Raw genomic sequence first — 14,665 nt, 5'->3', positions numbered from 1 at the left:
AGCCCTCGCAGGGCATTGACCCGCTATCCGGAACTTCGCTCCGGCAGCACCAGGGACACCGTCCGCGGCGCCGCGTCGATCAGCCGCCGCCCCGGCCTGACCCCATCGCTTCGGCGGGCGAGGGGAGGGGATAAGTGCGATCTTCCTCACGGGCGTCAGGACCCGCGCACAATCGACCCTCAAATCACATCCCGGCCGAGGCCGGACCTCTGGAGGATCGGTCATGAACGAGCTGCTGGCTTTTACGCTTCTCTTTGTCTTCGCCCTGCTCGCCCTGGCGGCGGTGCTGCACATGTTGCGGCGCTGACGAGGGGGCGCGCGACCTCGACGCGCCGACGCGCGGCGATGGCGCGCCTCTTCAAATTACATGGTAAAGCTTTTCGAGGGGGTGGCTCCCGCCGGTGGCCGGCGGGCCGTTTGGGCGCGTGCCGGGGACGGGCGCGGCAAGAAAACGAGGGGCTTTATGGACTGGAAGTTCTTGTTCTTCTCGACCGACAACCGGATCGGTCAGAAGGATTTCTGGATCGGCCTGCTGATCCTGTTCGGCGCCAACATCGTCGCGGGCCTGGTCCCGATCATTGGCTGGTTCGTCAGCCTGGCGCTGATCTGGTGCGCCATCGCCCTGACCGCCAAGCGCCTGCATGATTTTGGCAAGAGCGGCTGGCTGCAGGTGGCGCCCATGGCCCTGTGCATGATCATCGGGACCGTCGGGGTCATCATGACCAGCATGGGCGTGCTGATGGCCAGCCTGTGGGGGGGCGACCCGTTCATGGCCATGGCGGCCTTCAGCGGTCTGTTCGGCCTGATCAGCATCATCAGCCTGATTTACCTGGCCTTCCTGCTATGGGTCGGCCTGTCCAGGGGCGACGCCGGTCCCAACCAGTACGGCCCCGCCCCCACCCGCAGCCAGTTCGACAGCCCCCCGCCGGCCCCGCCATCGGACGCGCCGCCGCCGGCGGCTTGAGGCAAAGGCCGGGAGACCGCCGGCGGCTGGATGGCAGGCGACGAGGCAGACCCTGGCTTCGCCGCGGGCGATCGTGCATGCGTTGCGCCGCTGCCCGGTCCGCATGGGCGTCGGCGTGAACACCAGCCATGCCCGGTTCGACGCCGGTCGATCCTCCGATAGGGGCGATGGCGCAGCTGGAGCTTGTCGGCAGGCAAACAGCTGATCTCGCGAGTTGGAACCAGGCGCTTTGCCTGCGCGCCATGACCCACGCGGCCATGCCCGCGGAATGACCGCGATCAGGCGATGAAGGCGAATGGAGAGACGGGCTTGTTCATCTCGTCAATCAGCATGGTGCGGTTGATCGGGGCGGCGGCCCGTTGCGGGCAGGCGGGGCGTTCGCAGATCCGGCAGGCAGGCCCCACCTCGGTCACCACGGGAGAGGTGAGGTCGAGGCCGCGCGCGTAGGCCAGCTTGCTGGCGTAGCGCAGCTCGCAGCCCAGGCCGATGGCCAGCTGATCTTCCTGGCCCGAATGCAGGCCCGCGATCCGCCGCACCGTGCGCGCGAGCGTGAAGTACCGCTCGCCATCCGGCGTCTCGATGATCTGGGTGACCATCCGCCCGGGGGTCTTGAAGCTGTCGTGGATGTTCCAGCGCGGGCAGGTGCCGCCGAACCGCGAGAACGGAAAGGCGCCGGCGGCGAAGCGCTTGGAGATGTTGCCCGCCGCGTCCACGCGCACCATGAAGAAGGGCACGCCGCGTTGGCCGGACCGCCCCAGGGTGGTCAGCCGCTGGGCGGCCTGTTCAAAGCTCAGTCCGAAGCGCGCCCGAACCCGCTCGATGTCGTAGCCCGTGGCCTCCATGGCCTCCAGGAAGGGTCCGTAGGGCGTCATGACCGCCGCCGCCAGATAGTTGGCCAGGAACACCTTCAGCAGCTGACGCGAAGCGCGGTCGGGCGGCGTCAGCCGGTCGGCCAGGGCGTTGAGGTCGCCGCCGTGCTCCAGCAGCCCAAGCTGATAGGCCATGGAGAAGGTGCGGCTGGCCGGGGAGAGGGTCTCCGACAGCATCAGGCGCTTGCGGTGATGGTCGTACCGGCGCAGCGAGGCGCTCATCACCTCGGCGGGCATGACCCGGGTCTGCACGCCGTGGGCTTGCTGAAGTCGTTCGCGCAGCCCCGGGCCGAGGTCTTGCGGATCGGCGTTCAGCGCCCTGGACAAGGCTTCAGCCAGGCCCTCGAGCTCTTCGAAGTAGTTGCGGTGCGAGGCCGCCAGATCGCGCACCCAGTCGGTGGGCTGGGACGTTCCGGCTGCGGTCTCGCCATTGCGCTCCACGGCGCCCAGATCGATCAGCCGGCCGCGGTCCAGATAGCCGCGATAGAGGCGGATGATGGCCTCGCTCAGATCCGGCGAGGCCTCGAGCAATTCGGCGATGTCGTGCCGGCTGACGCGCAGGTCGGCGAACATCCCGTCGGCGAACACCTCCTCCAGGCCCGCGCCGCCGCCCGGATCGTCGGTGGAGAGCGCCCTCAGATCGATGTCGAAGGCTTCAGCCATCCGCAGCAGGACCTGGGCGGTGACCGGCCGCTGGTTGCGTTCAAGAAGATTGAGATAGCTGGCGGACACGCCCAGTTGCTCGGCGGTGGCCGACTGGGTCAGCCCCAGGTCCCGGCGCAGGCGACGCAGGCGTCCGCCCAGAAACAGCTTCTTGTCACCGGCCACATGTCACCGTGTAAAAAATTTACAGAAGTGACAGAGTAAAATCATTTCAACTTGGCTTCAATAGGTTCGCCTCGCGCCGCCTGTCCCGCCAAGGTCATCGCCACGAAACGGACGCCCCGGGCGCCAGCAAGGATCGATGACCATGACCACGCGCAAGACCTACGCCGAGCATCGCGACGAGCTTATGCGGCGCTATCCGCAAGGCGCCACGCCTGGCGGCGTCGCCATCGACGACATCATCCAGCTGCGCCTGCAGAACACCTTCCCAACCCACCTGGACATCGCCCGGGCCATGGCGCCGGTCATGCGCGCCGACATGGCCGCCTATGACGCCGATCCGTCGAAGTTCACCCAGTCCCTTGGCTGCTGGTCCGGCTTCCACGCCCAGCAGATGATCAAGTCGGTCAAGCGCCTGCGCGGCACGACCAAGGGGGCTTACGTCTATCTGTCGGGCTGGATGGTGGCCGGGCTTCGCAACCGCTTTGGCCACCTGCCGGACCAGTCGATGCATGAGAAGACCTCGGTGGTCGACCTGATCGAGGAGATCTACGTCTCCCTGCGCCAGGCGGACGAAGTGGCCGTCAACGACCTCTTCAAGGCGCTCAAGAAGGCGCGCCAGGAGGGCGACGCCGTCGCCCAGCAGGCGGCGATCAGGGCCATCGACGGCTTCGAGACCCACGTGGTGCCGATCATCGCCGACATCGACGCGGGCTTTGGCAACGAGCACGCCACCTATCTGCTGGCCAAGGAGATGATCAAGGCCGGCGCCTGCTGCCTGCAGATCGAGAACCAGGTCTCCGACGCCAAGCAATGCGGGCACCAGGACGGCAAGGTCACCGTGCCCCGCGAGGACTTCATCGAAAAGCTGCGCGCCTGCCGCCTGGCCTTCGAGGAGCTGGGCGTCGACGAGGGGGTCATCGTCGCCCGCACCGACAGCCTGGGCGCGGGTCTGACCCAGAAGGTGCCGGTCAGCCAGGCCGACGGCGACCATGCCGCCGACTATATCAAATGGCTGAAGACCGAGCCGATCACCACGGACGCACCGCTGCGCGACGGCGAGCTTGCGATCTACAAGGACGGCGACTTCGTCCGCCCGGTGCGCATGCCCAACGGCCTCTTCGCCTTCCAGGAAGGGTCGGGCCGGGCCCGCGTGGTCGAGGATTGCATCGCCTCGCTCACCGACGGCGGCGCCGACCTTCTGTGGATCGAAACCGACACCCCCAATGTCGACGAGATCGCCTCCATGGTGGCCGAGATCCGCAAGGTCGTGCCCAACGCCAAGCTGACCTACAACAATTCGCCGTCCTTCAACTGGACCCTGAACCTGCGCAACCAGGTCCGCGCCCAGTGGGTGGCCGAGGGCAAGATCCATCAGGACAGCTATCCCGAGGGCGCGTCCCTGATGTCGGCCGAGTTCGACGGCACGGATCTGGGCCGCGAGGCCGATGAACGCCTGGCGCGTTTCCAGGTGGACATCGCCGCCCGCGCGGGGGTGTTCCACAACCTCATCACCCTGCCGACCTTCCACCTCACCGCCAAGAGCATGGACGAGCTGTCGCGCGGCTACTTCGGCGACGATCGCATGAAGGCCTATGTCAATTCGGTCCAGCGCGAGGAGATCCGCCGCGGCGTCTCCGCCGTGAAGCACCAGCACGAGGTGGGCTCGGACCTTGGCGACACCTTCAAGGAGATGGTCGCCGGCGAGCGCGCCCTGAAGGCGGGCGGCCACGCCAACACCATGAACCAGTTCGCGGCCGAATAGGGAGCACGCACCATGGAACTGCAATTTTCCCCCACGCCCATGCCCGATCCCAGCGACGAGCAGCGCGCCGTCCACCGGGTCGCCGAGGCGGTCCACCGTCTCAACGAAGCGGTTCGCCGCGCCACGGAAGCAGGCTATTCCGTCGAACTGGTGCGGACCTCGCGCATCCACGACGGAGCGGGCAACTGGGGCGACCAGATCGTCCCGACCGTTCGTGGCGCGACCGCCGCGTCCTGATCTTCGGAGAGCCAAGAATGCCCCTGGACCACGCCGCCCATCACCAAGTCGTCGGGCCGGTCGAAGGCCGCGCCGCTGAAGTGCTCACGCCCGAAGCGATCAGCTTCGTGGCCGACCTTCACCGCCGCTTCAACGCGCGGCGCAAGGCGCTGCTGGAGACCCGCCAGGCCCGCCAGGCCCGCTTCGACGCCGGCGAGCTGCCTGACTTCCTGGCGGAGACGGCCGACGTGCGGGCGGCGGACTGGGTGGTCGCGCCGCTGCCGGCCGACCTGTTCGACCGCCGCGTGGAGATTACGGGGCCGGTGGACCGCAAGATGATCATCAATGCGCTGAACAGCGGCGCGAAGGTGTTCATGGCCGACTTCGAGGACGCCACGGCCCCGACCTGGGACAACGTCGTCTCCGGCCAGGTGAACCTGAAGGATCGCTGGGCCGGATCGCTGTCCCACACCGATGCGAAGTCGGGCAAGTCCTACGCCCTGGGAGCCACCCCGGCGGTTCTGCTGGTCCGGCCGCGCGGCTGGCATCTGCCGGAGCGTCACCTGGAGGTGGATGGCGAGGCGGTCAGCGGCGCGCTGTTCGATTTTGGCCTCTACTTCTTCCACAACGCCCGCGCCGCTCTGGCTCAGGGTTCGGGGCCGTACTTCTATCTGCCCAAGCTGGAGAGCCATCTCGAGGCGCGGCTGTGGAACGATGTCTTCGTCCACGCCCAGCAGGCGCTCGGCATCCCGCAGGGGTCGATCAAGGCCACGGTGCTGATCGAGACCATCCCGGCGGCCTTCGAGATGGACGAAATCCTCTACGAGCTGCGCGAGCATGCCGCCGGCCTCAACTGCGGGCGCTGGGACTACATCTTCTCGTTCATCAAGCGTCTGGGGCGGCGGCCTGAGTTCCTCACCCCGGACCGCTCGGCCATGGTCATGGGCAAGGCCTTCCTCGGCGCCTATTCGCTGAAGCTGATCCAGACCTGCCATCGCCGGGGCGCCTTCGCCATGGGCGGCATGGCGGCCCAGATTCCGGTCAAGGACGACCCGGCGGCCAACGCCGCGGCGTTCGAACGTGTCCGCGCCGACAAGGAGCGCGAAGCCTCCGCGGGACATGACGGCACATGGGTGGCGCACCCTGATCTGGTGCCCGTGGCCCTGGAGGTGTTTGACCGTCTGATGCCCCAGGCCAATCAGCTCGACCGCAAGCTGGAGGACCTGGAGATCACGCAAGGCCAGATGCTCGAGCTGCACCCGGGCCATCGCTCGACCGCCGGGGTGCGCGAGAACATCCGGGTGGGCGTGCGCTACACCGAGGCCTGGCTCGCCGGCCGGGGCGCCGTGCCGCTCTACAACCTGATGGAGGACGCGGCGACCGCCGAGATCTGCCGCACGCAGCTTTGGCAATGGGTGAAGCTGGGCGCGACGCTGGACGACGGCGGCCTGATCGACCGAGCTCTGTTCGAGCGGCTCCTCACCGAGGAGGTCGCCGAAATCCGGGCCCGGTTCGCGCCGCAACGCCTGGACGCCGCCGTGGAGCTCTTCTCGCGGATGGTCCTGGCCGATCAGCTGGAAGAGTTCCTGACATTGCCTGCCTACGGGCTCATCGTCTGAGCGCTGGTTTGAAGGCCGCGCGCACCGGCGCGGCCTTCACCCCTCGGTGCTGGTTGTGGCGCGGACCGGGTCATAACGATCCATGAAGCGGCGTTCGGCGCTGAACGGATCATCCCGCGGTTCGACCGGAATGTCGAAGAGCAGGGTGGAGCGCCGCCTGGCGTCATAGGTCGGCCATCGTGGCAGGCCCGCATGATTGGGATCGCCGGTGTGGGCGAAGGCGAGCCAGGATTTGGCCATGGCCTCGGTCATGGCCCGCGTCTGATCGCTGGCCGGACCGGTAAGGTGTTCGGCCTTGTCGACATTGTCGAACATGAACGGCAGGTCCAGCGTGTGCTGGCTCAGGCGTCGGCCGCCTTCGGCCGGAGAGCGCCAGGTGAGTTGGTACATCCAGGTGGGGTTGTTCGGCCCGTTCAGCGCGGCGCGCCGCTCGCCCATGATCACCGCGTTGCGGATGTAGGATTTCCACGACACGATCCGGAAGAAGAGCTCGCTGTTGGCGGCTTGCGGAGCCGATCGTCGGAAGACCGCAAGGGCCTCGGCGACATCCTCCGCGGGGATGAACCTCGCCAATCTCGCCGCCAGCTGCGTGTCGTCCATCACGTAGACCGAAGGATCGCGTCCCAGCTGATTGGACAGTTCCGTCTGGGTCGTTCCCACCATCATCGGCTTGCGGGCGCTGATCGCCGGGGCGTTGGGGATGAAGGGATGAGCCTCGAAAGAGACGCCGTCGAGGCAGGGTTCGAACCTGTAGCCAGCCTCGCCGATCACCTTGCGCTGGGCGACGATCAGCGCGCGCAGGGGCGCCGCCTGCAGGGCCGCAACGTCTCCGGGCGCGATGGAGAGCGCCTTGAGCAGGGCCTGGGTGAGCGCGTCCGACTGATCCTGGGTCTGCACCATCAGATGTGAGCCGGACTGCACGACGCCCTTGTGGAAGAGCGGAGCCGCCTCTTTTCCGGCAAAGCAGATGCTGACTTTCCGGCCGCCGCCCGACTGGCCGTAGATCATCACATTGTCGGGGTCTCCGCCGAAGGCCTCGATATTGTCGCGCACCCAGGCCAGGGCGGCGACGAGGTCGAGGTAGCCGACATTGCCCGACTGGGCGAAGCGGTCGCCAAACGCCCGTGACAGGTCGCAAAAGCCAAGGACGTTGAGGCGATGGTTGATGGTGCAGACCACCACGTCGCCGCGCCTGGCCATGCGTGTTCCGTCATAGACCGCGGCGGAGCCGGAGCCGGCTTCGAAGCCGCCGCCGTGAAACCACACCATCACAGGCCGCTTGCGATCGCGGCTGGCCTGCGGCGTCCACACATTGATGCGCAGGCAGTCCTCGCTCATGGGCCGGTCGTCGGCCAGGGCGCTGGGGATCTGAGGGGCCTGATCGCCATAGTCGAAGGCGTCGCGGACGCCCGCGAAAGTTTCCGGCGCACGCGGCGGCATGAAGCGGCCCGTCTGCGCGGTGTCCGCTCCGTAGCGCATGCCCTTGAAGACATGAACGCCCTCCACCGTGCGGCCGCGATAGCGGCCGGCGCGGGTCTCGACGACGGGCTCGTCCTGCGCAGCGGCCCGTGAGACGCCGGCTCCGAGCATGGGAGCGCCGAGCATGGCGGCGGCGAGCATGGAGCGCCGGGTGAAGTCGCCTGCGGTCATGGGATGGCTCCTTGGGGATCAGCTGTCAGTGGGGGCGGCCGCGGCTCGCCCCGCCCAGTATTGGCGGAACTCACCGCGCGGATCGTCGACGACACCCGTCCGCGCGCCGAGGATGAGCGTGGCGCGGCGATCGGGCGTGTAGGGCGACCAGTCGGCCAGGGCGCCGCCGGATGGATCGCCTGCGGCGGCGAAGCGGACGAAGGCGCCGGCGAGGTCGTCGGCGAGGCGTCGATGCAGGGTGGAGTGCCCATAGAGCGGCAGGCGCTCGTCATGCATGGCCGCCGCCACGTCGATGCCGTGGGTCGCGCCATAGCGCCTGCCGAATGCGGGGCTGGCTTGCGTCCAAAGATAGCTCCACACGGGCGCGCCGCCGGCCCTGGCCTGGGCGGCCTTGCGCTCGGCGATCAGGGTCTGGCCGCGTCTGTAGGTCTGGTCGCTGACGGCGCGGGCGACGAGGATGAGCGGCGTGGCCGTGGGATCGTCCTGACGATAGCGCGCCAGGAGATCTGGCGCGTCGTCGCCGACCAGGGCGGCGATGCGCTCCAGGGCGCCGGCCCAGGACAGATCGAAATCGCGTTCCCGGTAGGTGCGCTCGTCGAGCACCGTGCTGACGATCAGGGGCACGTGCGCCGAGACAGCGGGTGCGTCGGGATCGAAGGGGTGACGGGGCAGGGCGGGGCCGAGCACGGGCGCGAAGTTGTTGGGCGCCTCGCCGCGCCGTCGCGCCTCGGCCTCGAGACTGGCCTGGGCGGCGAGGATCTGGTCCCAGGGCAGGGCCTGCAGCTTTCGGATGTCGCCGCGGCCAAGGCCAAGCGTCCTGAGAAGGGCGTCGCTTGCCCTGGCGCCGGCCTCCTGATCGACCGCCCTCAGACGCGGTCCGCTCATCACCGCGGCGCGATGGAACAGGCCCTTGGCCGAGGGCATGGCCATCAGGTGGCAGACCTTCGCGCCGCCGCCTGACTGGCCGAAGATCAGCACGCGTCCGGGATCGCCGCCGAACCGCGCGATGTTGTCCCGCACCCATTCCAGGGCCGCGACCAGATCGAGCAGGCCCGCGGCGCCCGCGTCGGCGAAGGGGCCGGTCTCGGCCAGATGCAGATAGCCAAAGGCGCTCAGGCGGTGATTGACGGTGACGACGACGCAGTCGCCGAACCTGGCCAGCATCTCGCCGTCCGATCCCGGTCCATTGCTCGATCCGCCGTAGAAGCCGCCGCCATGGAAGCGCACGAGCACCGGCCGCCGCCCGGCGTCGAGACCGGGCGTCCAGAGGTTCAGGACCAGGCAGTCTTCACCAAGGCCCCCCGGCTGGACATCGTTCATGATCAGGTCGGCATAGGCGTGCCGCCGGTCGGACGGCGCCTGGGGCGCGACATGGCCGTAGTCGAGGCAGTCGCGCACGCCGGTCCAGGGCGCGACGGGCCGGGGAGCGAGGTAGCGATTGGCGCCGCCGGTGGGCGCGCCATAGGGCACGCCCTTGAAGCTGTTGATCCCGCCAGCCTGAAGGCCTCGGATCTTGCCCGCCGCCGTCTCCACGATCGGGAGCATCGTCGCGGCCGAGGCGGCGCGGCTGAAGGCGAGGCCGGCGACCAGGCCGCCCAGCATCATGCGTCTTTGAAGGAGGATCATCGTACGGGCGTCCTCAGAGCAGGGCGGGCGCCAGGGCCGCCCAGGCGGCTTCGGCGGTCAGTTGCTGGCGGCCAAAGCCCATGGTGGCGACCACCAGGTCCTGCTCGGGCAGGACAAAGCAGAACTGACCCCGGGCTCCGGCGGCGAAGGCCATGCTCCTGGGCGCCAGCGGCACGCGGCCGGTGGTGTTGAGCCACCAGAGAAACCCGTAGGAGGCGTTGAGGGGGGAGGGGGTCCAGGCCGCCGCGATGAAGGCGGGATCGATCAGCTGGCGGCCGCCCCATCGCCCCTTGTCCAGGTAGAGCTGGCCAAGCCTGGCCATATCGCGGCAGGACAGGGTGATCGAGCCGCCTATGCGGATGTTGCCGCGCGGATCGATCCCTTCGCTCTGATAGGCGAAGTCCTCGCATCCCAAAGCGGCGACCACCTCGCGCATCATGTAGGCATGGCTGGTCTCGCCCACGGCGGCGGCGACGATGTCGGCCAGGTGATCGGCCGCCGCGCCGTCGTAGTAGAACGTCGTGCCTGGCGCGATCGACCGGCCATAGCCATCCGGAGAGCCCGGCTCGCCCCTGGTCTGCCATTCATAGTCCACCCCCGGCCCTGGAACGGCCGGCTGATCGAGCCGCTTTGGCGGCTTGGAGCTGGGTTTTACGTTGAGCGTGCCGCCGGAGGTCATGGTCAGCAGATGGCGGATGGTCGTTTGCGGCTGCAGGCCCGACATCTGCGCGCAGTGATAGTCTGACGCCAGGTCGTCGAGCTTCAGGCGGCCTTGCGTGACCGCGCGCCCCACCATGGTGGCGCCCCACGACTTGCCCGACGAGAAGGAGACGTTGCGCCAGTGCGGGTCGGCGCGATGCCAATCGTTGGCGAAGTAGCGCTCATAGACCAGCGCGCCGCCGCGGACCACGGCGAGGCCCTGCCGCTCGCCTGCAGCGCCAAGAGTGTCAGCGGCTCTATCCAGAGCCTCCCGCGACAGGCCGTGCGCCATGGGATCGCCAGACCGCCAGGGGCCAGGGCCTGGTCCGCGTCCCGCGGCGTTCACCGAAGGGGCGCTGGTGGCGCAACCGCCCAGCGCCAGCCCGGCCGCGCTCAGCGCGCCGGCCAGCAGACCTCTGCGCCCGGGCGCCCAGGCGCCCCCACCCATCTCCACCGCGTCCTCCCCGTGTTCCGTCAGGCGGAACAGCGTTTCGTTATATTGAACCCATAGTCGAACGCTTGTTCGAATTGTCAATGCCGTGAACTTGCGGCGCGGTCCGCCTGTCCTCTAGCTTCGCACCCCATTGGAGGTGTGCAATTGGACACGTCGGTCGCCCGAGCATTCTCGATCCTGGAAGCGGTGGCCCGCGCGCCGGCGCCCGTGCGCCTGTCTGATCTGGCCCACGATCTGGCGCTCCAGAAGAGCACCGTGCATCGCATCCTCAAGACCTTGTCGGCGCTCGGCTATGTGGATCAGGAGGCGGTCACCGACCGCTACCGGCCAACCCTGAAGGCCTGGGAAGTGGGCATGGTCGCCGTTCGCAACCATCCGGTCCGTCGCGCCGCGGCGCCGTTCCTGACCGACCTGCAGACCGCCACGGGCGAGACCGTAAGTCTCACGGTGCTTAGTGGCGACGACGTGCTCTATCTCGACAAGATCGTCTCGCCCCGGCCCATGAAGTTCAGCACCCAGCCCGGCAGCCGCATTCCTGCGCCGCTTGCGGCGGGCGGTCAGGCGATTCTCGCGCATGAACCCGAGGCGGCCGCCATCGTCCGGCGCGTCGCGGCGCGCCTGCTCAACAGGCGCGATTTCGATTCCGACGCCTTCCTGCGCCAGCTTTTGGTCATCCGCGAGCGCGGCTACACCCTGTCTCGCCCCGAGCCTGACGTGGTGGCCGTGGCCGCCCCGATCATGGGCCGCGACGGGCGCGCCGCCGGCGCCCTGACCGTGTCGGGACCGGCTTCGCGGCTGGGCGAAACCGAGCAGCAGGCGGCCATCGAGGCCCTGCTCCTGGCCTGCGCGCGCCTCGCCGAAACGGTCGGCCAAATCTAAAGCCCATCCGGCGCCGCGCTGAGCCGCATACCGCAATTTCTAACGGGCGTTTGACACGGCATTCCACTCGATACAGCATGTAGCGGCAAAGTGTGCCGCAAGACGGCACAATAGAACATTAGGGTGGATCATGCGGTTGAACGTCATCTGCGGCGCCTCGGCGCTCGCCTTGCTATGGGGGGGCGGCGCGGCCGCCCAGGAAGCCTCCTCGGAAGTCGAGGAGATCGTCGTCACCGGATCGCGCATCGCGCGCACCGACTATGTGGCCGAAAGCCCGATCGTCACGGTGGGGGCCGACGCCATCGCCGCCCGGGGGCCGGCGACCCTCGACGCCACCTTCAACCAGATGCCGCAGTTCGCGGCCAGCAACGCCAACAGCGGCTCAAGCCCGGCGCGTCAGGGGCGCAACAACGCCAACCTGCGCGGCCTGGGCATACAGCGCACCCTGGTGCTGATCGACGGACGCCGCACCCAGCCCTCGGACGCGCTTGGCGCGGTGGACCTGAACACCATCACCCCGGCCTTGGTGGAGAATGTCGAGATCATCACCGGCGGCGCCTCTGCCATCTATGGCTCGGACGCCATCGCCGGGGTGGTCAACTTCAAGCTCAAGCGCGACTTCAAGGGCCTCGAGCTCGACGCCTCCTACGGGATCACCGACCGCGACGACGCAGAAGCCGTGTCATTCTCGGCGACCTTCGGCGCCGGGACCGGCGATGATCGGGGCCGCATCGTGGCCGCGGTCACTTACTTTGACCGTCAGGGCGCCTATCGCGACAGCCGCCCGTTCTTCGAGCGTTCCGGCTTCGCCAGCGCCCTGCAGGGCGGTGGTTTCGTCTCGGCGGCCACCAACCTGCCATCGCAAGGGGTGCTCAACACGGTGTTTGGCCGTTATGGCGCCGGCACGCCAGCCCGCAACGCCTCCTTTGGCGTCAATCGCGACGGCACGATCTTCACCACGGCGGCGCCGATCCTCAACCTGCGCTATCCGGACGACGATCCTTATGTGACCTATGAGGACCGGGTGGTCTTTCCGCTGGGCAACACTCTGCCTTTGCAGACGCCCATCGAACGCTACACCGCCTTCGTGCGCGGCTCCTACGATGTGGCGCAGGACGCGGAAGCCTACTTCCAGTTCAACCACATGCAGTACGACAGCGCCTACAGCCGCGCCGGCTGGTCAGCCGGATCGGGCACGCCCGCCGGCCTGATCCCGGTGACCAATCCGTTCATTCCCGCGGACCTTCGCACGATCCTGGCCTCGCGGCCCAACCCCACCGCGCCGGCCAACTTCGTCTTCAGCACCAGCCGCATCGGCCGCACAGACTACCAGTTCGCCTATGATCTCAACGAGACGGTGCTGGGCGTCAAAGGCAAAGTCCCGTTCCGTGACTGGACCTTCGACGTCTACGGCTCCTACGGCACGACCAAGACCGACGAGACCAGCTCCGGCTTCGTCAACATCGCCGCCTGGAACACCCTGGTGAACGCCGCCGACGGCGGCGCCTCGGTCTGCCCGGGCGGGTTCAATCCCTTCATCCCCGCCGCCCTTGAGGACACGCCGGGTCAGGAGGGGTGCTACAACTTCCTCAACCGCAATCTGAAGGAGACGACGAAGCTCACGCAGCAGATCGTCGAAGGCTCCCTTCAGGGCGGACTGTTCAGCCTGCCAGCCGGGCAGGCGAGGTTCGCCGCCGGCGCCAGCTACCGCCGCGCCACCTACGAGTACGCCCCGGACAACGCGCGGGTGTACAATGAGGTGTGGCCCGTGCAGCTGACCGGGCCGACCGACGGCTCCTACAACGTGCGCGAGGTCTTCGCCGAAGTCTTCTTGCCGGTGCTGCGGGACCTGCCGTTCCTAGACGAGCTGAACCTCGACCTGGCCTGGCGCCACTCCGACTACAACCTCGTCGGCGGGGTCAACACCTATAAGGCGTCCGTCGACTGGGCCATGGGCGGCGGGCTTCGCGCCCGCGGCGGCTATCAGCGGGCCATCCGCGCGCCGAGCCTTGGCGAGCTCTACGCGCCGCCCGAACGCGCTTCGGCCGCCCTGGGCTCCACCGCCATCGGAGCGGGCGACCCCTGCGACGTGGGCGGACGGCTGCGCAACCCGGCCCTCAATCCCAACGCCGCCCAGGTGCGCACCCTTTGCCTGGCGCAAGGGGTGGGGACCAGCATCATCGACATCTATCGGTTCGCCGGCAGCTCGGTGGGGGGGCTGGCCTCGGGCAACGAGGCGCTCGAGGAAGAAAAAGCCAACACTATCACGGCGGGCCTGGTCTGGCAGAGCCGCTTCGAGGCGCCGCTGCTTCGTCGCCTGTCAGCCTCGGTGGACTACTACAATATCGAGGTGGAGGACGCGATCGGGGTGATCACCGCCCAGGTCGGTCTGTCGCGCTGCTTCAACGCCGACGGCCAGTCCAACCCGACCTACGATCCGGCCAACTTCTATTGCAGCCTGACCGAGCGCAACGCCAACGGGGGCATCGAGACCCAGCGCCAGCCGACCCTGAACCTGGCGGCCTACAAGACGTCGGGCGTCGACGTTCAGGTGGACTGGGGCTTTGACATGGCGGACATCGGCCTGGGCGACACCGGCGCCCTGAGCTTCAACCTGATCGTCACCCGCCTGCTGGACTACAAGATCCAGAACCTGGCCGGGGCGCCCTTCCTCGACTACGCCGGCACCATCGGCAACAGCCAGATCGACAGCGGCGCCATCGGCTTCCCGGACTGGAAGGTCGCCCTGACCTCCGGCTGGCGCAAAGGCCCGCTGGACGTGCGTCTCAGCTATCGCTGGAACGACAGCATGAGCCACTACAGCGCCGTCGGCGTGGCCAACTCGACCCTGCCGGGGGTCAAGACCCGCCAGTACTTCGATCTGGCGGCCAGCTGGCAGTTCGATGAGAAAACCCGGCTGCGCGCCGGCGTCCAGAACCTCCTCGATGAGGCGCCTCCGGGCTGGGTGGGGCAGGGCGCTACGGACCTTGCGCTCTACGACCTGCTGCAGCGCCGCTACTCGATCGGCCTGACCCGCCGCTTCTAGCCAATCCTCCCTCGCGGGCCCGCCTGGACGCGGGCCCGCATCCTTTTGCATCG

Annotated in this window: 10 protein-coding genes; 6 read left to right on the top strand and 4 right to left on the bottom strand. The window is 68.2% G+C overall.

What is annotated here, in order from left to right; all coding sequences use genetic code 11:
- Window positions 1-463 precede the first annotated feature (463 nt).
- A complete protein-coding gene (locus P7B02_RS13555; protein ID WP_277786880.1) occupies window positions 464-964 on the top strand; it encodes a DUF805 domain-containing protein in 501 nt (166 codons plus the stop codon).
- A 278-nt stretch (window positions 965-1,242) separates the two neighbouring features.
- On the opposite strand, the gene P7B02_RS13550 is transcribed toward P7B02_RS13555, so the two are convergent.
- Window positions 1,243-2,661, bottom strand: coding sequence for a helix-turn-helix domain-containing protein (locus P7B02_RS13550; RefSeq protein WP_277786879.1), 1,419 nt, complete (start codon window positions 2,659-2,661; stop codon window positions 1,243-1,245).
- Between the two features lie 142 nt (window positions 2,662-2,803).
- On the opposite strand from P7B02_RS13550, the gene P7B02_RS13545 reads away from it, so the two are divergent.
- From P7B02_RS13545 to aceB, 3 genes are read left to right on the top strand one after another with little or no spacing between them, the layout of a single operon-like run.
- Entirely contained in the window at window positions 2,804-4,423 is a 1,620-nt protein-coding gene (locus P7B02_RS13545; RefSeq protein WP_277786878.1) for an isocitrate lyase, read from the top strand.
- A gap of 12 nt (window positions 4,424-4,435) precedes the next feature.
- On the top strand, window positions 4,436-4,660 hold the full coding sequence (locus tag P7B02_RS13540; protein ID WP_431355815.1) for a hypothetical protein: 225 nt from the start codon (window positions 4,436-4,438) through the stop codon (window positions 4,658-4,660).
- A gap of 17 nt (window positions 4,661-4,677) precedes the next feature.
- Entirely contained in the window at window positions 4,678-6,258 is a 1,581-nt protein-coding gene (aceB, locus tag P7B02_RS13535) for a malate synthase A (RefSeq protein WP_277786877.1), read from the top strand.
- 36 nt (window positions 6,259-6,294) lie between these two features.
- Here aceB and P7B02_RS13530 read toward each other — a convergent pair whose 3' ends face one another.
- From P7B02_RS13530 to P7B02_RS13520, 3 genes are read right to left on the bottom strand one after another with little or no spacing between them, the layout of a single operon-like run.
- Window positions 6,295-7,908, bottom strand: coding sequence for a carboxylesterase/lipase family protein (locus P7B02_RS13530; RefSeq protein WP_277786876.1), 1,614 nt, complete (start codon window positions 7,906-7,908; stop codon window positions 6,295-6,297).
- Window positions 7,909-7,926: 18 nt separating this feature from the next.
- The gene (locus tag P7B02_RS13525; RefSeq protein ID WP_277786875.1) at window positions 7,927-9,534 is read right to left on the bottom strand and encodes a carboxylesterase/lipase family protein; all 1,608 of its coding nucleotides are present in this window, start codon (window positions 9,532-9,534) and stop codon (window positions 7,927-7,929) included.
- A 13-nt stretch (window positions 9,535-9,547) separates the two neighbouring features.
- Window positions 9,548-10,681: a serine hydrolase domain-containing protein gene (locus P7B02_RS13520; RefSeq protein WP_277787150.1), complete on the bottom strand. Its 1,134-nt coding sequence runs from the start codon at window positions 10,679-10,681 to the stop codon at window positions 9,548-9,550.
- A gap of 150 nt (window positions 10,682-10,831) precedes the next feature.
- Here P7B02_RS13520 and P7B02_RS13515 point away from each other — a divergent pair, with 150 nt between their 5' ends.
- A complete protein-coding gene (locus P7B02_RS13515; RefSeq protein WP_277786874.1) occupies window positions 10,832-11,566 on the top strand; it encodes an IclR family transcriptional regulator in 735 nt (244 codons plus the stop codon).
- Window positions 11,567-11,696: 130 nt separating this feature from the next.
- Window positions 11,697-14,612, top strand: coding sequence for a TonB-dependent receptor plug domain-containing protein (locus P7B02_RS13510; RefSeq protein ID WP_277786873.1), 2,916 nt, complete (start codon window positions 11,697-11,699; stop codon window positions 14,610-14,612).
- Window positions 14,613-14,665: the final 53 nt, after the last annotated feature.

The sequence above is a fragment of the Caulobacter segnis genome (genome assembly GCF_029543125.1).
Lineage (GTDB): Bacteria > Pseudomonadota > Alphaproteobacteria > Caulobacterales > Caulobacteraceae > Caulobacter > Caulobacter segnis_D.
Note: the sequence above shows the minus strand (reverse complement) of the source record. Positions and strands in the feature narration are given on the sequence as shown.